The organism is Paenibacillus auburnensis (assembly GCF_927798115.1).
Classification (GTDB): domain Bacteria; phylum Bacillota; class Bacilli; order Paenibacillales; family Paenibacillaceae; genus Paenibacillus_AQ; species Paenibacillus_AQ auburnensis.
In genome coordinates this window covers 1,026,132-1,047,371 of the sequence record NZ_CAKMMG010000001.1, presented here as the reverse complement: position 1 = coordinate 1,047,371, position 21,240 = coordinate 1,026,132, and the positions used below count along the sequence as shown (strand labels likewise).

Below are 21,240 nucleotides of genomic sequence, written 5' to 3'. Positions count from 1 at the left end.
AAAAAGCAGCTCATTTCGGCCTGAAAAAACAGCGTATAACTTAAATTATACGCTGTTTTGTTTTATAACGATTTTTATTACAGTCCGCGGCCAAGTTCCCGGTAAAAAAAGAGCGTAAATTACTATTTTATACCATTTGCTAACTGGCTTCCCCCATCTATTCCCGGCCCATGCTATAATGATTCAAAAACAGGCAGGTGGAGAGTTTTGAAAACAGACAAAGCAGCCTCCAGGCAAAAATGGAGATCGGACAAGCTTTCACATTTAGGCTCATCGATTTTTTCGGAGGTGGCCGGCTGGAAGGAGGAGGCCCGGAGGTCAGGTCTGGATGTTATTGATCTCGGCATCGGCAGCCCCGATCAGGCGCCCGCTCCTGAAATTCGCCAAGCTTTAAGTGCGGCAGTGCTTAGAGAGGATAGTTATGCTTATCCGGCTTCCAAAGGAAGTGCTAGATTCCGTAAGCAGGCAGCGGAGTGGATGAATTGGCGGTTTGGGGTAAAGGTTGATCCGGAGGAAGAGCTGGTGTCATTAATGGGTTCGCAGGATGGCTTGGCCCATCTCGCCTTAGCGTTGTGTAATCCGGGTGACCTCGCGATTGTACCTGACCCGGGTTATCCGATTTACACAGGGGCGCTGGCATTAGCCGGAGTTAGAGCCTGGCCGCTTCCGCTGCTTGAGGAAAATGCGTTTCTGCCGGATTTGAACAGCATACCGGAGGCAGTATGGCAGGAAGCGGTCTTTATTCTGCTCAGCTTTCCCGGAAATCCGATTTCTGTAACAGTAGACCTGGCTTATATGGAGAAGCTGGTTGCCCTTGCTCGCAAATGGGATGTGCTAGTGATCCACGATCTTGCCTATTCCGAGATGGGCTTTGGTGATTACCGTCCGATAAGCATTTTGCAGGTGCCTGGAGCAATACATACGGCAGTGGAGTTTCATTCCTTCTCCAAAAGCTTTAATATGGCTGGCTGCCGCATCGGTTTCATGACCGGTAACCGTGAGGCGGTCGCGGCTCTCCGTGAATTGAAGGGCAATGTTGATTACGGTGTGTTCAATCCGGTGCAGGAAGCAGCGGTTCTGGCGCTAGAGATGGCGATGCAGGGGAATGGTCGGCTTGAGGTGGCCCCTCTGTATGAGCGCAGGCGGGATCTGTTTGTTGAAGCGCTAACCAAGGAAGGATGGGCCGTTCCCAGCCCCGCGGCAACGATGTTCATCTGGGCACCGCTGCCTGACGGGTATGCTTTTGCGGGACAGGAGGGACGGTCGCGACAGTTTGCCCATGAGCTGGTGCTGAAGACCGGTGTGGTGGTCATTCCTGGCGATGCTTTTGGGGCACAAGGGGAAGGGTTTGTAAGGATTGCCCTGGTGGAGGATGAAGCGCGGCTTCTTGAGGCTGCCCGAAGAATTGGCGAATATTTGCGGACAATTCGATAGACAGTAATAAGGACTTCCGGGGGAAGTCCTTTTCTTTTATTTCGGCAATGAGACAGCGAACAGTTTACTTTCAAATCGAATCAGTGCTGTTCCGTTATCAATAGCTACATTGCCGAAATAAGTATAGGATAATCCGGTGTTAAACTGGCCGAGCGATGTTCCAGACTCCGCATCCATGACCGAGAAGCTTCCGTCCTCATAGCTTGCAAATACGTAATGATCTTTCTTCTCCACTTTGACGATTTTGCTGGAGGGGGTATTGAACGTTATAATACGGTCGTCTGCGAGATTGACTCCAGTTAATTTGGTGCCTTGCTGGAAAAATGCCATTCCCTCCACAGGGCCGGCAACCCAGGTTCCGTATCCGTCATAGCTTTTGGAAGCAGTGGAATCATTTTGGCCGCGTGTGAAGCGGGTAAGCGAAATTTCCGACTGATCAAGATCTCCACTTGCCGTATAGATATAAGTTTTATCAATAAAAGTGTAGAAGCTGCCCATACGTTTGATATCATCCAGCGACTGATAATTTTCCTCCCCTGTTATTTTTCCGGTTGCGGGGTTCATTTGCACCAGAGTCAATAAATGACCCGGCACAGGGGCTGCTACTGTCTTGTTTTGCTCCCTGGCCCGCTTCTGCAGCACGAAATTCCCTCCATCTACAGAGATGAGATCATATGTTCCTTCCGTTCTCCATAACGGCTTACCTGTTGCCGGGTCCAGACCATAAAATTGTGAGCGGATATTATTGACAGTGCTGGATACAACTAAAACCCCTTTATACTCACCGTAGAGGCTTCCTGCGTACATGGGGATCTTTGGATTTTCCCATAGCTTCTTGCCTGAAACGGGATTGTAGGCGATAATACCTCCGCGCTCATTGGCAAAAATAACTTTCCCGTTAATCAGACGCGCTTGCCCGCCGACTTCCATCGGGAGCTGGGCTACCTTAACCTTCCAGATCAGCTTGCCGGTAGTGGCAGAGATTTTCAGCAGATGATCACTGTTAGCGAAGACAAAGACCGAATTATTCGTTACAATTTGCGGATTGACAGCATTTCTATAAGACCAGAGCAGTTTGCCAGTGCTGATATTTTGGGCGTACAGGATGTTGTTGGCTGAATAATAGATGACGCCGTTCGAGACGGGCTGTTTCCCGGCACTGAATCCGCCACCATCTGCTTTTGCCTGCCAGCGCACTTGAACGGCTGCAGGTTTTGGGGATGGGGAGGCCTTTGCAGCTGCGAAAAGGGCAGAGTGGGTATTCAGCGGATTGATAATTGATGATCTGGCATCTGTTATAGAAGCCATACTGTAAACAAGCAGGCCGGAGGCCAGAAATGCAGTAAAACTAAGTTTGAATTTTGACAAGCAGCTCAACTCCTTATTTCTTCTCATATGAAGTAGACTTCCTGATTACAATAAAGTTTCTTGATTATGGAAAAAAACATTATTTAGTTTACATACTTAATATTATGTAACCTAAAAATCATTTTAGTTCATATGCATACCAAAAAACCTGGCCAGTTCCGGAGAGTTCCGGGCTGGCCAGGCTGTTATCGAAATCTGTAGTGACAGGATTTATTGCTTCAGCCAAGCGGTTGCCAGCAGCAAAGCGCCTTTTTTAGCCTCAGTATCAGCCAGGGCATTCAGCATAACAAAATCATGGATGATACCCTGGAAACGCACAGCCGTTACGGCCACACCAGCTTCACGCAATTTATTAGCATAGGCTTCGCCCTCATCGCGGAGTACATCTGCTTCTCCGGTAATGATCAGGGCTTCTGGCAGACCGCTAAGCTGCTCGAGACTGGCACGGAGCGGGGAGGCAGTGATTTGTGCACGGTCCTCGGGACTAGTAGTATACTGATCCCAGAACCACTGCATGCCTGTTCGCTGGAGGAAATATCCCTCGGCGAACAAGTGATAGGATTCGGTATCAAATGAGGCATCCGTAACCGGATAGAAGAGCAGCTGCTTGACGATTTTCGGCCCGCTGCGTTCTTTTGCCATCAGTGTAATGGCCGCTGTCATATTTCCACCGACACTGTCACCGGCTACCGTCAATTTTCCGCTGTCCAGTCCGTACTCAGCGCCGTCCCGGGCAATCCATTCCAGCACTGCATAGATTTCTTCTATAGCTGTTGGATATTTGGCCTCTGGAGATAGGCTATATTCCGGAAATACTACTGCAGCTTCGGCGCCGACAGCCAGTTCACGGATGAGCCGATCGTGGGTATGGCTGTTGCCGAATACCCAGCCTGCGCCATGGATATATAGAATAACAGGGAGAGCTTTGCCAGTTGTATTCTGCGGACGGAGAATCCGCACACGCACCTCACCGCCGGGACCGCCGGAGACAGTAAGATCTTGAATGTCAGCTTCAGGCTTATAAATTTCGCCGGATTGTACGCTGTTAACAATCTCACGGCCTTTTTCCGGACCCAGGTCAGGCAGAAAAGGGGGTTCCGCATTGTCATTGGCAAATTTAAGGGCGGCAGGCTCTAGAATGATCTTTTTATCTGACATAGTAAGTTTATCTCTCCTTTTAACTGAATATAGGTAGACTCTCTCCACTCCATAAACCTATTTGTACATTCTGAAACAACGGAGTCTTGATTACGTTGGGGGTATATTATTACACTTATTTTGCGAGCTGGACGATCGGTGACGGGAAGAGCACACTTAATCAGACCTCAGCTGTTTTTGCTGTGGTAATTCAATAGAAGCAGAATGGAAAAGAGAACAGGCCGCGTTATCCTTGAGGTATAAGGATGACGCGGCCTGTTTGTATGGGATAACCGGTTTGGTGTATGTTTAGGTATGTTTAGATTACTTTGGACTTCTCCTGCTGGGTATTTACCTCAGACAGGTCAGCAATAGAAGCATGTTTATTTCTTAATAAAATAATAATTGTGAATACCGCAGTGATGACCAGCGGATAGCCAATCGCCCAGCCGGTAAAAGGGAACACAGCCACCGTAGCCGCAAAAGAAATCCAACTGATTATGACACCGGGGCGGTGGTCTTTGAGCAGCCGGATGCCTGCAGCACAGCCGCCAATATAGGTCAAAATGAAAGTGGCATTAGGAAACTGAATCAAGGTGGTAATGGACAATAGACCACTACCATACAGGAATAATACAACTGCATAACAGGTAAGCAAAAACCCTATCGCCCCGGTAGGCGTATGATATCGTTCTGATAAACGCCCCATCCATTTCGGGGCATATCCTTGGCGGGACAACGCGAACGCCACACGGGAAGCTGCACCGGTATAAGCAATAATCGTAGCTGTACAGATGAACAGCCCCGTTAACCCGGCTATGAATCCGCCCCACGAACCCAGCGGCTGGCTGATGATCCAGACCAGCGAGGAGTCTGCTCCGCCCCGGAGGTAGCTTTGGGTGCCGACAGTGGCCAGTGCCGACAGGAAGTAGAGGACTCCGACGATAATGGCGGCAATGGTGACGCCTTTAACCGCGGCACGCTGCGGGTCCTTAAATTCTTCAGACAGATGCGATACTGCCTCCCAGCCGATAAAGCACCAGAACAGAATGGCCGCCGACTGCCCGATACTGGTCCAGCCGTGAGGCATAAATGGTGTGAAATGTGCACTTTCCATCCGCGGCAGTGCTGCGGCGAACGAGAAGACTAATACTGAAATAATGGCGATTACGACAGCGATTTGTACTTTGCCCGCTACCTGCATGCCTATCCAGTTCGTGACTAGTCCGATGGCCAGCATGCCTGCAGCTATCGCAATTCTTGCCCCGTCACCCCAGCCGAGGGCTGCCGTCATATAACCAGCCCCAGTCAGAGCAGCTACCGGCCCGCCGATCGGAACGGACATTAGAAAGAACCAGCCGACCAGGCTCCCGGCTTTCGGCCCGAAGGCCAAAGTGACAAAATACGATACCCCGCCTGCGTTTGGGTATTTGGCGGAGAGCAGTCCCATGGACAACGCCAGGGGTAGAATGAGCAGGGTCATGAACCCCCAGGCCAGCAGGGAAGCCGGGCCGGACATTTCCGCCGCCAGACCGGGAACAATCAGCACCCCCGATCCAAGGACAGCGCCGATGTAAAGGGCAATCGCCTGCGGCATCCCGATATTACGCTCCAGTGAATGATTTTCTTTCATATAATAGTCCCGCTTTCCTTGTATTTAAGTATAGAGTATCAGATAATGAATCCATTGGAAAAACGGAATTATTAAATACTATCCATTCAAAATACCGATAATAGCATGAATCAGGGGAGGGTTATGAACGTTCTATGGAATCACGGCATTTATTCACATTCCTGGTTGTAGTGGAAGCTGGCAGTTTTACGCGGGCCGCCCAGAAGCTGGACTATGCCCAGTCCAGTATTACAGCACAGATCCAGTCCCTGGAGGCTGAGCTCGGCCAGCCTTTATTTGACCGGATCGGCAAAAAGATCATGCTCACCGATGCCGGACGCCGCTTACTTCCCTATGCGCAGGAAATCTCGCGGATGCATTCATTGGCGCGCGATGCGCTGCGCTCAGAGACGGAGCTGTCCGGTGTACTGCGCATTGGTGCGCCAGAATCGCTGGCGGCCTTCCGGCTGCCGGGAATTATTAAGGAATTCCGCGGCTGTCATCCGCAGGTTCAGATTACGCTGAAGCCCGGGGCTTGCTGGGAGCTGACCGATTTTGTCCGTACAGGTGAGCTTGACGTTGCTTTTCTGCTTCAGCCGGAGACGGAGTATAAGGATTTACAATGTGAAACGCTGATTCATGAGGCCATGACAATGATAGCACCGCTGGATCACCCGCTTATGAAGGCAGCGGAGGTTGAACCGACCGATCTTAAAAATGAAACCATTCTCCATACCGAGACGGGCTGCACCTACCGGACACTTTTTGAGCGTCATTTGAACAGTCATGGCGTATTTCCAGATCCTAACTTGGAATTTTGGAGTATTGAAGCAATTAAGCAGTGTGTGATGTCGGGACTGGGTATCTCCTTCCTGCCGCTGATAACGGTGAGAAGTGAGCTGGCAGAGGGCAAGCTGGCCCGGCTGAATTGGAATGACGAGGCGCAGCGTGTAGCCACGCAGATCGTCTATCATCACAAAAAATGGATTTCACCTGCACTTAATGAATTCTTAAACATAGTTCAGACCCATGCTGTCAAGTGGCGTGAAGAGGCGGCCAACAGCTGAGATTCAGTTGTGGTGATTTAGGAAAGAGAATTGATTTTACAGGGAATGTGTCTATGGTACAATAGGATTTCGGAAATGGGGGGATAGTGATGAATGATTCGGAATCAGACTATGAGGAAGAGCTGGAGGCATTTCTGATCTGGATGAAGGATGCGGGTTATACAGCATATACACAGAAATCCTATCTGGCCGATGTACGCGAGTTTCTGGAGGGTCTAAACTCCAAACCGCTTGAATCCGTCAAAAAACTTCATGTAGTCTCCTATCTGACTTCTGTCCGTGAACGTGGGGTGAGTGATGCTACACGTAACCGCAAACATGCCTCGATTAACTGCCTGTTCAAAGCACTGATTGAGCTTGAGCTGCTTAGCGTCAACCCGGCGGCAGGCATCAAGAAGTCCAAAACCGAAAAGAACCGTGAACCAGTCTATCTGGATGAAGGCGACCTGCAGCGGTTTTTATCTGCTATAGACGGCAAATACCGCAGCCGCAATCTGGCTGTCTTTTTACTCATGTCCTATATGGGACTGCGGGTAGGTGAGGTTCATACGCTTAATCTGAGTGATTATAACGCGGAACGCCGCTTACTCCGTGTATTCGGGAAAGGGCGGAAATGGCGCAATGTTCCGGTTCCGGAGGATGTAGCTCCTTATCTGGAGCAGGCAATGAAAGAACGGCTTACCCCGTGGCGCAGCAAAGAGGAATCGATGTTTATTTCCCAAAAAGGCCGGAGGCTCTCCATCCGTGGTATCCAGGGGATCGCAGCTGATACATTCGGACGGTTTCAGAATGGTGTACCTGAGGCGCACCGCCGGCCCTATTCAAGTCATAAGCTGCGGCATTCCTTCGCTACTATGCTGCTGCGCAAGGGGGCGGATCTGCGAACGGTTCAGGAGCTGCTGGGGCACTCGTCAATTCAAACGACAACAGTGTATACACATATCACGAGCCGCGAGAAGGAAGAAGCGATGGCCAGACTGCAGATTAGCATGCCAATGATGGAAGCATAAGTATTTGAGTAACATAATCTACATTATGTAAACATACTTCGAAAAGCTGACGGACTAAACAGTTCGCCGGCTTTTTTTGTCTTCAGATTACTGCTGCAACAGCTTTAGGCATTATTCATAAATAAATAACTTGTTATTACAATGTTTTTGAATTATCCTAACAAAAGATAGGTATATAAACTTTTATTATAAGCAGCGTTGAGAGAAGCAAGTTACGATCATTTAATAGGAGGACTGGACTGTGAAAGAACTGTTTTTTAAAGGAATGACCTATGGCTGGGAATCAACGCGAGGGGCGTTCAGACAGCCCTATGCTGAGGATTCACTGCGCAAACTGGCAGAAACCGGAAGTGAATGGATTGCCTTATCCTTCTGGACATGGCAAGATACTGTGCACTCAACAAATATTTATTTTGATTACGGATATACGATGACTGACAGGGATATCGAGCATGCCGTGCGGCTGGCGAAGGAGCTGGGGCTGAAGGTATGCCTGAAGCCGGTAGTAAATTCAAGGGATGGCATCTGGAGAGCGCGGATCGGTTTTCCTGAGGAAGGGGACAGTTACTGGGAAGCCTGGTTTAAATCCTATACGAATTTCATCAAGCATTACGCAGAGCTGGCAGAGGAGCTTGAATGTGAGATGTTCTGTATCGGCTGTGAAATGGTGGCAACAGAGTCAAGGGAAACAGAATGGCGCAATTTAATAGGTGAGGTTAAAAGCTTATACACCGGTCCTATCGTATACAATGCGAATCACGGCAAAGAGGAGGGCATCGACTGGCTTGATGCTGTAGACTATATTGGCACAAGCGCCTATTATCCGGTAGCCTCCGTTCCGGGTGATTCCTACGAGAACATGCGCCTCGCCTGGGAGGAACAGAAGCCGCGGCTGAAGGCGTTATCTGAGCGCTTCGGGAAGCCGCTTGTCTTTATCGAAATCGGTTGCCGCAGCGCGGTTGGCTGTGCTACTATGCCGTGGGACTTTACGCATAAAGAGCTTCCTGCTTCGGAACAGGAGCAGGCGAATTTTTACCGTTCGGCGCTTGAAACGTTCTGGGACGAGCCCTGGTTTGCAGGATTCTTCTGGTGGGACTGGAGCACTCGCTTGTATAAGGCCGAGGAAGCCTCTTCCAATGTCGGTTTTGACATTTATGGTAAAGAAGCAGAACAAGTATTGCGGGAGTATTATAAACGTCCTGTCATCAGATAATGCAAAAATGATCCGCAGGCTGGAGCAAATGCGCCAGCCTGCGGATCATTTTTTTCCACTCATTCAAGCGGGATGTTAATTGCAACCAAGATACTAATATCATTGTCAGGCAAAAATGTTTCATGTTATATTATCAAGATGACATGGTGAGTAAACTCCGTCCTTTAGCAGTGGTGGTATGCCATACACTGGAAGGACGGTTTCTTTTGTGTGCAGCGATTGGATTACAGTTCAAGCTTAGAGATTTCTGCCTTGAGTTTTTCTCCCGATTTCTGGAACAATGCTTGTTCTTCTTCACTGAGCGGTAAATCAAGGACTTCGCGTACACCGGAGCGGTCAACCACACATGGCGCACCCAGGAATACATCCGAAACCCCGTTATAGTTGTTGAGCAGGGTAGAGACGTTAAGCACAGCACCTTCATTGTCCAGGATAGAAACGACAATACGGTCAAGTGCCAGCGCAATTGCATAAGAAGTAGAGCCTTTGGCATCGATAATTTCGTAAGCGGCATTTTTGGTGTCTTCGAAGATTTCCTGGCGTTCAGCTTCGTCGAAACCAAGATCAATTCCGGCGACATTGGACAGGCTCCATACCGGAAGCTCCGAATCTCCATGTTCACCGATAATTTGACCGTGAATGCTGCGCGGATCGATTTCTTTATGCTTCCCGATCAGATAACGGAAACGTGCACTATCGAGCACTGTACCGGAACCGATGACGCGTCTGCGGTCGAAGCCACTGATTTTAAGAGTGGCGTAAGCCAGGATATCGACCGGGTTCGTTGCAATCAGCAGAATGGCGTGCTGGTTGTATTTCGTAATTTTTTGGATGATGTCTTTAAAGATCGAGATGTTTTTACGCAGAAGATCGATTCGGGTCTCACCAGGCTTTTGGGATGCACCCGCGGTTACGATGATAATATCCGCTTCCCTGCAATCTTCGTAGGTACCTGCCCATAGCTTCACACCGCCGACAAAGGGCATGCCGTGGTTCATGTCCAGTGCTTCACCAAGTGCTTTCTGATGATTAACATCTATGAGTACCAATTCTTGCATGCGTCTGCGTAGAAGCAGGGTATAAGCAGTTGTCGTTCCTACTGCACCTGTGCCGATAACCACGACACGATTGGGCTTGAATGGGGGGGCCATTGTTACATCTCCTCCGAGTTTGAATTTTTTGTGTCCAATCTTAAACATCATAATCGCTAAGTATAGTGTTTTCAAGCATCCTGTTTTTAATCCATTACCCGAAAACGGGCATGCTAACTATAATATTTGGCAGAAGGGGGAGAATTATGTTTACGATATCCACCTTGTTTTTGTTCATTGGAGCCGCAGTGCTGCTGATTTTGATTCCTGGACCGGATCTCATCTTTGCCGTGACTCAGGGGATTACGAATGGACGCAGGGCGGGTGTTTATACAGCTGCCGGACTGGCACTGGGGAACACTGTACATACCCTGGCCGCTGCACTAGGGATCTCGATCATTGTGACTACATCACCGGTGATTTTTACGGTATTCAAAATTGCCGGAGCCGTTTATTTGTTCAATTTGGCTTTTAAATCCCTGAAATACCGCAAAACGGCAATGGTGCTGAAGGCAGGAGAGAAGAAGGACGAGCGTGCACTGCTGCGGAAAGGGCTCTTGATGAATATCCTCAATCCGAAGGTAGCGATTTTTTTTCTCACCTTTCTGCCGCAATTTGTGAATTATGATCACGGCTTTGTACCGCTGCAAATGGTAGTGCTGGGACTGGTCTTCATTATTCTGACTTTTTTGATTTTTGGACTGCTTGCATATTTTGCAGGTGCATTCAGCAGTAAGTTTTTGGAGAAGCCCCGTATGCAAGAGGGTGCCAATCTTACTGCCGGAGTTATTTTTATAGGGCTTGGCATCAAATTGCTGACTACTTCACCCTAGCACAACACACACATCTACTATCGACAGGAGAGAAAAGAAGTATGGATTTATTCCGCAAAAAACCGCTGGTTGCACCTCTTAGTGACAATGCCGGCAAACTCAGCAAAACCTTGGGGGCACTTGATCTTACCACACTCGGTGTAGGAGCGATTATAGGCACCGGCATTTTTGTTATGACAGGAGTTGCAGCTGCACAGCATGCCGGACCCGGACTGGTATTGTCCTTTGTACTGGCCGGATTCGCCTGTGTACTTTCAGCACTCTGTTATTCAGAGTTCGCCTCTACACTTCCGGTATCCGGGAGTGCTTATGCTTACAGCTATGTTGCTTTTGGCGAACTGCTGGCCTGGATCCTGGGCTGGGATCTGGTACTCGAATATGGAGTTGCGGCTGCGGCGGTTAGCAGCGGTTGGTCCGGTTACTTTCAGGGACTCCTGGATGGATTCGGAGTACATTTGCCCACGGCGCTCTCCGGGGCTTATAATGCGGACAAAGGAACTTTTATTAATTTACCCGCAGTGATAATTATTTTGCTGATTTCTTATTTATTAACCCGGGGGGTCAAAGAAACAGCCAGGTTCAATGCTATTATGGTTGTAATTAAATTATCTGTGGTGCTTCTGTTCATCTTTACCGGCGTTTTCTACGTGAAACCGGAAAACTGGACACCATTTCTCCCGTTCGGCTTCCAGGGGGTTGTGAATGGGGCAGCCACCGTATTTTTTGCCTATATTGGTTTTGATGCCTTATCCACTGCAGCTGAAGAGGTCAAACGTCCCCAACGGGATTTACCGATTGGTATTATTTCTTCGCTTGCGATCTGTACGGTTCTCTACATTACCGTCTCTCTGGTATTAACCGGTATTGTACCTTACCAGAGCCTGAATGTAAGTGATCCGGTTTCCTTCGCCTTACGTTTCGTAAATCAGAATACGATTGCCGGATTAATCTCAGTTGGCGCTATTGCCGGTATGACTACGGTATTGCTCGTATTGCTGTTTGGCCAGACCCGGCTCTTGTTCGCCATCTCACGGGACGGTCTGCTGCCGGAGGTTTTATCCAAGGTTAGTGCGAAGACACATACACCTGTACGCAGCACCTGGGTGGTCGGAGGGATAATTGCGGTATTGACCGGCTTTGTCCCGCTTGACCGGCTGGCTAATCTGACCAGTATCGGTACATTGTTTGCGTTTCTGGTCGTATCACTAGGTGTTATTGTGCTGCGCCGGACTCACCCAGACCTTAAAAGAGGCTTTAGAGTACCATGGGTACCGTTCATCCCGCTGCTAAGTGCAGCAGCCTGCGGATATTTGATGTATAATTTGGGCAGAGAGACTTGGATCGGCTTTATCCTTTGGCTGATTATCGGCCTGCTGGTTTATTGGCTCTACGGATACAAGCACAGTAAGTTGAATCGAAAATAATCAAGATACGAAAAGGGGAGAGAGTCTTGTCATCCGAAACAACAGGCTTCAAGCTTCTGAGAACAGCGATTGCTTTTCTCATGATCCTGCTGATCCTCTCGGCCTGCTCTTCATCCCCGGTCCCTGAGCCATCACAGCCCCCACAGCCGACGGAAGCGCCGGAAGAGGGGCAGACGATAACCCTGATTACACCTGGGGATGCCAAGAACGTAACGAATGAGAGTGCACCCAAATATCAAATTCAGACCCGGCTGACTGATTTCCGGCTGTTGAATCCATCGGTGGGTCTTGCCTGGGGCGTCACCAAAAATGAGCTGCGGCTCTATATGACCAGGGATAACGGCGGGACATGGGCTAATATATCACCATCTGCCAATGTGCAGTTCCTGTCCAATCCGGTTTACGGCGAAGAGATTTTTTTCACGGATCCGAGTAACGGCTGGATTATCCGTAGTGCATTTGGCATGACAGAGACAGTGGTGCTGCGTACGACAGATGGCGGCCGGAGCTGGAAAGTATCTTCCTTTCCCGATTCAAATACGATATCGTCCATCTATTTTAATTCACCGCAGAACGGCTGGCTGATGACCTCATGGGATGCGAATGCCACCAAAGAGAGCAAGGCCTTGTACGTTACTGCGGATGGCGGAGCAACCTGGAATATGGTAATGCAGAACGAGCAGTATAATCCGAATCTGCCTAACAATTCAATTCCTATGGCAGGGGTTATAACAGGAATGATTTTCAAGGATATGAACCGAGGCTTTGTGACACTCCAGACGGGTGCGCTGCCCAAAATTTATATGACCAGTGATAGCGGGACAACCTGGAATCCGGGACCGGAAATTCTGGTGAATGAAGAATGGGAAGGCTGCGATAAGGTCATTACCGGCGAACCCGAGTTTTTCGGGGATGATAACACCTCCGGCTGGCTTCCGGTAGCCTGTCAAATTGATAAAAAAAACAGCGTTACCTATAATGGTTATTTTACAGCGAATGGTGGAGACAATTGGAAATTCGTAAACTTTGCACTCAGCAGCCAGACTGGAGTCAACCGCCATCTGCCCCCTGTTTTTTTAAATGCTGATGTCGGCTGGATCCTGAATGGAAATCTGATGTACAAAACGGTAAACCAGGGTCAGACTTGGACATCACTGCCTGCTAGCAGTGTACTTCAATCCAAGCTGCTGGAATATCCGGAGATTGTGAAGCTCCAGTTCATCTCAAACGATGTAGGCTGGCTTCTCATCCAAAAAGAAGTGGACCGCAGATCGATACTGCTGCAGACAACCAATGGAGGCGTCAGCTGGCGGGTTATGTAGTGTTGCGGATCGAAAAGAGGGCTGCCCAGGCAGCCTTCTTTTTTTGAAGCATTCAATCGTTCACGTTCTATGTGATATAATGGGCAGGAAGATTCTGTATTATAAATTCGTACATACGGAGTGAAGACGGTGCCTGACTTTGAGACTATCCAAACGGAAGAAGAATTGCGCGCTATACTCGGATACCCGGGCGAACTCGTTAAAAACAAAGTGATTAATATCCTCGACGGGCATTGCCGGCAGTTTATCTCCCAGTCGCCGCTGCTAATGATAGCTACTTCGGACCATGAGGGACGTTGTGATGTATCTCCCCGGGGTGACGCCCCCGGATTTGTACTTGTTCTGGATGACAGACATTTAGTCATTCCTGAACGGCCGGGCAACCGGAGAATGGATTCCCTGCGGAATCTTTTATCCAATCCGAGAGCTGGTCTTATCTTTATGATACCGGGCCTGGAAGAGACTCTGCGGGTGAACGGCCGGGCGTATATCGTCAAGGACGAGAAACTGCTGCAGCAAATGGAATCCCATGGCCGTAATCCGCTTGTCGGGATTGTGATAGAAGTAGAGGAGTGCTATAGTCATTGCGCCAAGGCACTTAAACGTTCCAGCCTCTGGAATCCTGAATCATGGATGTCTAAAGAGAAGCTGCCGAATATTGCTCAGATGATAGCTGATCATGTGAAGCTGCCTGGTATGAGTGCAGAGAAGGTAGCGGAGTCGCTGAACGAAAGCTATACAAAACGGTTGTATTAAACCTAACTTAACTAAAGATGATTAAGCAAAAAAACGTATTTAAAATTTTCTTTAAAAATGTGAAAAAAATCACATGACAAACGACAAATCCTGTGATATATTTAACACATAGAAAGCAAGTTCATTTTTTCACAAACTTTAATCCCAAAGAGGAGCGATTACAATGACAACTTTTGAAACGGATTATACGACTAGAAACCTGCTGCAATTGTGCTATAACTGCGATGATGCCCACCTGTGTGAAACCGAAGAACAATGCAGAGCCTGCTGGGCTGAGAACGGTATGCTTCCAGTTGAAGAGAACGAAACCAAACAACTCCTTGACCTTGTACATGCTTAATATGTTAGAACAAATAGAAGATTGCAAAGACCACATATGTTCTCGAAACTGAGGGCAACGTGGTCTTTTTGTTTATGTTTTATAGAATTGCAGCTGCCATGTCCCTGATTTTCTTTTTTATGATGCTGTATTTGCGGCTAAGGGCATATACATGTACAGAAGCACCCTGGAGAGATTCAGGGAGCAGCCGCAAGTATTTGGGGATTAAGGGGGAATAAGTCATGGGAATGGGCTCGGATCCTTCTTGGATGTTTGATCTTACCGGAACGGTGATACCGATTTTCCTCGTCGTGATGATTGGCATAGCTGCTGTATCTGTGGGCAGGGGATTGTTTCAATGGAGCCGCAACAACAGTTCACCCTTGCTGACCATCCCCGCCCGTATCGTCAGCAAACGCAGTGAAGTCCGCCAGCAGCAGCTTCAGGATGAAAGCCAGACCAGCCGCACCAGCACGACCTATTATTTAACCTATGAAGCTCAGGATGGTGCGCGGATGGAGTTCAAGGTGGACGGGAATGAATATGGAATGAGTGCAGAAGGGGATAAAGGATTACTGACATACCAGGGGACAAGATACCATGGTTTTCAGCGGCATCCTCATTACTCTACTGCGGAATAGATCTTGTCTTCAAAAAGAGCTGCTGAGCTTATGGCGTCTTGTTTACTATATAATACGTTTTGCTGTACAATCCCCTTGTTTCCGGTTTTGGAACAAGGGGATATTTATATTATGCTAAGCTAACTTTTTGAAGGGAGAATCAACCTCGTGAAATATGCAGATAAAACAGTTATTGTTACCGGTGCCGGTCATGGTATTGGCAGAGCAATTGCCGGAGCTTATGCTGCTGAAGGTGCAAATGTGGTTATTGCAGAGCTGAATGCAGCTCTTGGGCAGAAAGCAGCGGAGGAAATCACACGAACCGGCGGAACTGCTGAATTCGTGGCTTGTGATGTAAGTATAGAGGGACAGATTATTGACTTAGTCGACCATGCTGCCCGCAAATACGGTACCATCGATATCCTGATAAATAATGCGGGGATTGCCAATGCGCACATCAAGACGCTGTACGAGCTCTCAGCGGATGAATGGGACAAGGTGCTAAACACCAATGCCCGGAGTGTTTTTCTGGCCACCCGTGAGGCAGCTAAAATCATGCGTAAGAATGCAGCAGGAGGCGCTGTTGTGAATCTGTCTTCTACCCGTTCGTTAATGTCTGAGCCTAATACGGAAGCTTATGCGGCCTCCAAGGGAGCAATTTCAGCCTTAACGCATGCCATGGCGGTCACATTAGGGGAGGACGGGATCACAGTGAACTGTATCAGTCCCGGCTGGATTGAGACCGGTGATTATGCGCAGCTGCGTGAGATTGACCATAGACAGCATCCTTCCGGACGGGTAGGTAAGCCGGAAGACATTGCCCGGGCCTGTCTTTATTTAACGGAGCCGGAGAATAATTTTATTACCGGCGCACAGCTGGTGATTGATGGAGGTATGACCCGTAAAATGATTTATGAACCCTAAATCAATCTAATAAAAGTCCCGGGAAGAAATTGGGCACTGACTGTCACCTCTTAGGCGGATGCACATACAATACAGCGAGCAGTTAAGAAAAGTGGATGCTTGTGAAGCAGGTTAACCGGAAATCCGGTCATGCGGTCCGGAATACGGATACCTTAACGGATCAAGTACAAGGAGGAGAAAGCGTGGCCGTCATCAAAGCGAACTCAGAAGATGTAAGGGTGCTCGCGCGGCTCATGAGGGCTGAGGCCGAAGAGGATGGGGAATCGGGCATGCTGATGGTTGGCAATGTAGGTGTGAACCGGATTCTAGGCAATTGTCTGGACTTCAAAAACATTCGCAATGTGAATGATATGGTGTACCAGAGTCCGGGCGGCTTCGAAGCCCCGCAGAAGGGATATTTCTATCAGCGGGCGCGGGATAGGGATATCCGCTTGGCCCAAAGAGCTGTAGGAGGTGAAAGAACCTGGCCGGCTTCCAATGCCTTATGGTTCTTCCGTCCTGTGGGAGCTTGTCCTGCCGAGTGGTATAACCAGAGAAATACCGGACGCTACAAAGCCCACTGCTTCTTTACCCCGACTGCTGGAGATTGCCCGGCTGTTTACTAGGCAACGCAGCCCGCAGGAGACAGGCGGACTGATAGGAAGTAATTCGAGAGTCTGTCTCCCTGGCTAACAACTATTAGGAGGTTTTTACAAATGATAGGTCAACCTTACCGTCCCGTTACTTATATGATGGGCAGCAACGCTTCCGGTGGCATGATGCCAGCCGGGTCAATGGGAACTATGGGATCAATGGGAACTATGGGTTCTATGGGATCTGTGGGTACTATGGGTACAATGGGAACTGTCCCGCCTCAAGTTACAAGCGGCAGTCCGATGACTCCGACTGGAACGGTGATGCCGACAACCGCCCCGGTCTTCGAACAATCCTATATCGAGAATATTTTCCGTCTTAACTTGGGTAAGATAGGTACTTTCTATTACACATATGAGAACAACAAAGAGTGGAATGCTAAGATATACAAAGGCGTTCTTGAAGCAGCCGGCCGTGATCACATCATTATCAGCGATCCGACTACCGGTCAGCGGACCGTACTGCTGATGGTCAATTTCGATTACGCAACCTTCGATGAACCGCTCGTTTACCAATATCCAGGGGTTATAGGCAATCCGCCAACCCGCAACTGGCGTTAATTTACTTCTGCTTCCCATCCATAGAAAACAATTCAAAGAAACAGCAGACCCCCTTCAAGGCGGTCTGCTGTTTCTTTGGTACTAGAGCACAAAAGTTGACGGGGCGGGCTCTGAGGATTTAACATATATATTAAAAGTTTTACGCAGATGTCTTCATTTTATACGTTTTGGGGTAGGGATGTCCCAGAGAAAGACAACTAGATCATATTTTACAATGGTTTAGACCTGTTTTTGTACTGCGAGTAATAATATAATATTGTATATATTTATAAATTCGTGATTTCAGTCAGGAGATGAAGGCATTGGGAAATTGATTCTGAAAGGAACAGCTGACGGTATACAGGCTGACATTTTGAACAAACGAAGGAGGTGGGCCTATCCGCCCGAATGAGGAGACGGTGGATAGGAGTATAAATTGAGCGACCCTTTACCCGGTATATTACATGTAGGTCTTATTATTTTGCTTGTGCTGTTTAACGGCTTTTTTGTTTCGGTAGAATATGCAATGGTCAAGGTACGCAGTGGCCGCATTGAATCGCTGATTGAGGAAGGCAGCAAAAGAGCGCTCGCAGCAAGAAATATTGTACACAATCTGCATGCTTATCTGTCCGCCTGCCAGCTGGGCATCACGCTTGCCTCGCTTGCTCTGGGGTGGCTTGGAGAACCGGCAGTAGCCACGATTGTGGGGCCCCTTGTAACAAGCTTAGGCTTTGGCGATACAGCCGTTTATGTGATTTCACTGATTATTGCCTTTATGTTTATCACGGTTCTGCATATTGTCCTTGGAGAGCTTGCACCCAAGACCATTGCTGTGAACAAAGCGGAAGCGGTACTTCTGCTAACCTCGGGAGCCATGAATGTGTTCTATCGGATCATGTATCCGTTTATCTGGATCGTGAATGGATTGGCCCGGGGACTGCTTCGCATTTTCCGCTTGTCACCGGCTTCGGAGCTGGCAACAGCGCACACCGAGGAAGAGATCCGTATTATCATGCAGGAGAGCAATAAGAGCGGGCTCATCGACAATACCGAAATGACACTGGTAGACAATATTTTTGAATTTGCTGATACTATGGCAAGGGAGATCATGATTCCCCGTACTGAAATGATCTGTTTAAACAGCCATCTCTCTACAGAGGAGAACCTGGAAATCGCCTTTGATGGAATGAGAACCCGTTATCCGGTCTGCGACGGCGATAAAGATCACATTCTCGGATTCATTCATATTAAGGATATGATCCGTGAGCAGGCTCCGAAGTACAATGAATTGATTCGTCCTATTCTTACGGTTCCGGAGTCGATCCAGATTAGTGCTCTTCTTAAGGTAATGCAGCGTGCCAAGACTCAAATTGCTATTCTGATTGATGAGTATGGCGGTACTTCGGGCATGGTTACCCTGGAAGACATTATGGAAGAGATTGTCGGAGAGATTCAGGATGAGTTCGATGAAGAACGTCCCGGCGTTGAGAAGCTGGGGGAGGATGAATACTCTATTGATGGTCTTATGCTGATTGAAGAAATTAATGACCTGCTGGGACTTCATATGGAGACGGACGACTATGATACTATCGGCGGCTGGTTGTATTCCAAGCTGGAGGTTAATCCGCCGCAAAAAGGTCAGACCTTCGAATTTGACGGCCATCTGTTTGTGGTGGACGAGACAGACAACAAACGGATTTCCCGAATTAAACTGCTGAAGATGCAGTTGTTGACGGAGGAAGCCGGCGCGTAAATATATATCTACATGAGGCATGGCGCTGAGCAATTACGCTGTGCCTTTTGTAGTAAATAACGGCCTTACGGAACGGATACTATCTCCTTGGGAGAGTATTCCGTTTCTTTTTTTTGATAAAATTGACCATGCTATGATCCAATTTGGCCGATTCGTGCCGTTTCTTGTCGGGTAAAGGTAGTGTAAATAGTATACTTTTACATTACTGAAGAAGAAAGGGGGAGGGGCGAATGCTGCATCATCAGAATCATTACAGTGAGCTGCTGGTCCTCTTTTCCGTTGTAATAGCATTACTTACCTGTTTTGCTACCCTTGATCTGGCAGAGCGGTTGGTTCGGGGAAAGCGAGGGTATCGCTTTATCTTTATAATATCCTGCATTCTGGGTACTGGGATGTGGAGTATGCATTATATCGGCATGCGGGCTATGAAACTGGAGATCACGGTATCGTATGATCTTCCGTTGCTGCTGCTGTCCCTGGTTGTGTCCATAGCCGCGTCTTACGCGCTTCTTCTGCTCCTAGGTAGTCCTTATACACGCAGCAAGGGTTATTTGGCGTTTGGCGGTATATTGTTCAGCAGTGGTATTCTCATCATGCATTTTAGCGGAATTATGTCTATGAAGTTTGCCGGTGACTATGAGCAGAGCCAGCTTTCTGTCCTGCTGTCCATTGTTTTCTCTTTAGCTGTTCCAGTAATTACTGCTTCGTACAACCCCAAATGGATAGAAAATGACTATAACATGTTCACGGCGAAAAAAATAATGCTTGTATCATTACTGACCGCTACCTTAACAGGAACACATTATGCAGTGATGTCAGGTGCGTCATTTCCAGCAGACGAGACACTCAGTTATTCAAGTACAGCTCCCTTACTGGCAGATTCATTCCTCGGTATGATCCTTGCCGGATCGTTTATATTAATCGTACTAATCGTACTGATTCTTCTTTATAAAGACCGTAAACGGGTCCTCTTCTCGGCAAAATTCAATGAACAGCGGTATACGGCATTGTTTGAATCCAGCCCGGATATGGTGCTCTGTATCGATCCGTTCCGTAAAAAAGTCATCAGCGCCAATCCTTCATTGCGGCAAACAACCGGTTATGGAAAGGAAGAGCTGGGTGATTACAGAAAGATCCTGTGCACTCCAAAGGATGAGGCCTTACTTAAGGCAGCGGTTAAGCAGGCGGTGGAAGGGCACTCTGCTAAGCTGGAATTTGCAGTGAAAATAAAAAGCGGAGGAAGGCTGATCTGCAGTACCACTGTCTTTCCGCTCATCAATGACAAACAGCGGCTCGTATATATCGTTGCAGAGGATGTAACCGCAATTGTTAAGTTTCAACAGGAGCTGATTATTGCCAAGGAAGCTGCGGAAAGCGCAGACCGGATGAAAAGTGAATTTCTGGCCATAATGAGCCATGAAATCAGAACACCGCTGAATGGGATTATTGGAATTAATCAGCTTTTGGCAGAGGATATTGAGGATCTGGATCAGCAGGAAATGCTGCGGCTGCAATATAAAAGCAGTCAGGCGCTGCTTAATGTCATAAATGATGTTTTGGATATTTCCCGTCTGGAGTCAGATGGAATGCAGCTGCGTAGTGAAACTTTCCAACTGCCTGTGTTACTGGAGGAGTGTATACATTTGTTTGAGGCAACCGCCAGAGAAAAGAATCTGCAGCTCCATTTGCAGGTATCGGGGGATATTCCAGAATATTTGATCGGAGACAGCTTGAGGATCCGCCAAATTATGGTGAATCTAATCGGTAATGCCGTGAAATTCACTCCATTTGGTGAGGTACATGTAACTGTAGAATCCTCTGGTGTGCAAGAGAATGACCAGGGATTAACATTCAGAATTAAAGATACAGGGATTGGAATTCCTCAGGAAAAACTGGAGCTGCTATTTCAGCCGTTCACCCAGCTGGATGCCTCCAATAGCAGGCAGTATCAAGGGACAGGGTTGGGCCTTGCGATTTGTAAGAAGCTGATAGAGCTAATGAATGGACGGATCTGGGCAGAGTCGGAGGTTGATAAAGGTACCGAGTTTATTTTGAATATTAGGCTGCCGTCCGCGGAGACGGAGCTTCTACAAGTGCAGGATAAGAATGAACAGAATGGGAGGCAAATGAAACCGGAGGCCGTGTAAGCTCTTGTTTGCCAAAGTGAGAAGTTTAATTATATAAT

The 21,240-nt window shown here is 48.1% G+C and carries 20 protein-coding genes; 16 read left to right on the top strand and 4 right to left on the bottom strand.

Features of this window, described 5'->3' with window-relative positions; translation table 11 throughout:
- The first annotated feature begins 207 nt into the window (after positions 1 to 207).
- Positions 208 to 1,434, top strand: coding sequence for an aminotransferase class I/II-fold pyridoxal phosphate-dependent enzyme (locus L6H70_RS04775; protein ID WP_236330288.1), 1,227 nt, complete (start codon positions 208 to 210; stop codon positions 1,432 to 1,434).
- Between the two features lie 36 nt (positions 1,435 to 1,470).
- On the opposite strand, the gene L6H70_RS04770 is transcribed toward L6H70_RS04775, so the two are convergent.
- The 3 genes from L6H70_RS04770 to L6H70_RS04760 form a co-directional block, all read right to left on the bottom strand.
- The gene (locus tag L6H70_RS04770; protein ID WP_236330285.1) at positions 1,471 to 2,802 is read right to left on the bottom strand and encodes a PQQ-binding-like beta-propeller repeat protein; all 1,332 of its coding nucleotides are present in this window, start codon (positions 2,800 to 2,802) and stop codon (positions 1,471 to 1,473) included.
- A gap of 210 nt (positions 2,803 to 3,012) precedes the next feature.
- Entirely contained in the window at positions 3,013 to 3,960 is a 948-nt protein-coding gene (locus L6H70_RS04765) for an alpha/beta hydrolase (protein ID WP_236330281.1), read from the bottom strand.
- Between the two features lie 298 nt (positions 3,961 to 4,258).
- Positions 4,259 to 5,572 (bottom strand): APC family permease, encoded by a 1,314-nt coding sequence (locus tag L6H70_RS04760; RefSeq protein ID WP_236330278.1) that lies wholly within the window; start codon positions 5,570 to 5,572, stop codon positions 4,259 to 4,261.
- A gap of 134 nt (positions 5,573 to 5,706) precedes the next feature.
- Here L6H70_RS04760 and L6H70_RS04755 point away from each other — a divergent pair, with 134 nt between their 5' ends.
- The 3 genes from L6H70_RS04755 to L6H70_RS04745 all read left to right on the top strand — a co-directional run bounded on the left by L6H70_RS04755 (position 5,707) and on the right by L6H70_RS04745 (position 8,841).
- The gene (locus L6H70_RS04755; RefSeq protein WP_236330275.1) at positions 5,707 to 6,618 is read left to right on the top strand and encodes a LysR family transcriptional regulator; all 912 of its coding nucleotides are present in this window, start codon (positions 5,707 to 5,709) and stop codon (positions 6,616 to 6,618) included.
- Positions 6,619 to 6,707: 89 nt separating this feature from the next.
- On the top strand, positions 6,708 to 7,628 hold the full coding sequence (locus L6H70_RS04750) for a tyrosine-type recombinase/integrase (RefSeq protein ID WP_236330272.1): 921 nt from the start codon (positions 6,708 to 6,710) through the stop codon (positions 7,626 to 7,628).
- A gap of 241 nt (positions 7,629 to 7,869) precedes the next feature.
- On the top strand, positions 7,870 to 8,841 hold the full coding sequence (locus L6H70_RS04745; protein ID WP_236330269.1) for a glycoside hydrolase family 113: 972 nt from the start codon (positions 7,870 to 7,872) through the stop codon (positions 8,839 to 8,841).
- Positions 8,842 to 9,065: 224 nt separating this feature from the next.
- Here the strand turns inward: L6H70_RS04745 and L6H70_RS04740 are convergent, their stop codons facing one another.
- Positions 9,066 to 9,992 carry an L-lactate dehydrogenase gene (locus tag L6H70_RS04740; RefSeq protein WP_236330266.1) on the bottom strand — a complete coding sequence of 309 codons (927 nt, stop codon included), beginning with the start codon at positions 9,990 to 9,992 and terminating at the stop codon, positions 9,066 to 9,068.
- A 146-nt stretch (positions 9,993 to 10,138) separates the two neighbouring features.
- Here L6H70_RS04740 and L6H70_RS04735 point away from each other — a divergent pair, with 146 nt between their 5' ends.
- From L6H70_RS04735 to L6H70_RS04680, 12 genes are all read left to right on the top strand, one after another.
- On the top strand, positions 10,139 to 10,765 hold the full coding sequence (locus L6H70_RS04735; protein WP_236330263.1) for a LysE family translocator: 627 nt from the start codon (positions 10,139 to 10,141) through the stop codon (positions 10,763 to 10,765).
- Positions 10,766 to 10,806: 41 nt separating this feature from the next.
- Entirely contained in the window at positions 10,807 to 12,189 is a 1,383-nt protein-coding gene (bcaP, locus tag L6H70_RS04730; RefSeq protein ID WP_236330261.1) for a branched-chain amino acid transporter BcaP, read from the top strand.
- A gap of 26 nt (positions 12,190 to 12,215) precedes the next feature.
- Positions 12,216 to 13,511 carry a WD40/YVTN/BNR-like repeat-containing protein gene (locus L6H70_RS04725; protein ID WP_236330259.1) on the top strand — a complete coding sequence of 432 codons (1,296 nt, stop codon included), beginning with the start codon at positions 12,216 to 12,218 and terminating at the stop codon, positions 13,509 to 13,511.
- A gap of 120 nt (positions 13,512 to 13,631) precedes the next feature.
- On the top strand, positions 13,632 to 14,267 hold the full coding sequence (locus L6H70_RS04720) for a pyridoxamine 5'-phosphate oxidase family protein (RefSeq protein ID WP_236330257.1): 636 nt from the start codon (positions 13,632 to 13,634) through the stop codon (positions 14,265 to 14,267).
- Positions 14,268 to 14,430: 163 nt separating this feature from the next.
- A complete protein-coding gene (locus tag L6H70_RS04715) occupies positions 14,431 to 14,607 on the top strand; it encodes a hypothetical protein (RefSeq protein ID WP_167347614.1) in 177 nt (58 codons plus the stop codon).
- 227 nt (positions 14,608 to 14,834) lie between these two features.
- Positions 14,835 to 15,227: a DUF2500 domain-containing protein gene (locus L6H70_RS04710; RefSeq protein ID WP_236333128.1), complete on the top strand. Its 393-nt coding sequence runs from the start codon at positions 14,835 to 14,837 to the stop codon at positions 15,225 to 15,227.
- Positions 15,228 to 15,374: 147 nt separating this feature from the next.
- Positions 15,375 to 16,130 (top strand): SDR family NAD(P)-dependent oxidoreductase, encoded by a 756-nt coding sequence (locus L6H70_RS04705; protein ID WP_236330254.1) that lies wholly within the window; start codon positions 15,375 to 15,377, stop codon positions 16,128 to 16,130.
- 182 nt (positions 16,131 to 16,312) lie between these two features.
- Positions 16,313 to 16,735 carry a cell wall hydrolase gene (locus L6H70_RS04700; protein ID WP_236330251.1) on the top strand — a complete coding sequence of 141 codons (423 nt, stop codon included), beginning with the start codon at positions 16,313 to 16,315 and terminating at the stop codon, positions 16,733 to 16,735.
- Positions 16,736 to 16,825: 90 nt separating this feature from the next.
- Positions 16,826 to 17,323, top strand: a complete 498-nt coding sequence (gene gerQ, locus L6H70_RS04695) for a spore coat protein GerQ (protein ID WP_236330248.1) — start codon at positions 16,826 to 16,828, stop codon at positions 17,321 to 17,323.
- Positions 17,324 to 17,738: 415 nt separating this feature from the next.
- Complete coding sequence (locus L6H70_RS04690) at positions 17,739 to 19,055, top strand: hemolysin family protein (RefSeq protein WP_236330244.1); 1,317 nt, start codon at positions 17,739 to 17,741, stop codon at positions 19,053 to 19,055.
- A gap of 19 nt (positions 19,056 to 19,074) precedes the next feature.
- The gene (locus tag L6H70_RS04685) at positions 19,075 to 19,230 is read left to right on the top strand and encodes a hypothetical protein (RefSeq protein WP_236330241.1); all 156 of its coding nucleotides are present in this window, start codon (positions 19,075 to 19,077) and stop codon (positions 19,228 to 19,230) included.
- Between the two features lie 55 nt (positions 19,231 to 19,285).
- Positions 19,286 to 21,202 carry an ATP-binding protein gene (locus L6H70_RS04680; RefSeq protein ID WP_236330238.1) on the top strand — a complete coding sequence of 639 codons (1,917 nt, stop codon included), beginning with the start codon at positions 19,286 to 19,288 and terminating at the stop codon, positions 21,200 to 21,202.
- The last annotated feature ends 38 nt before the right edge of the window (positions 21,203 to 21,240 follow it).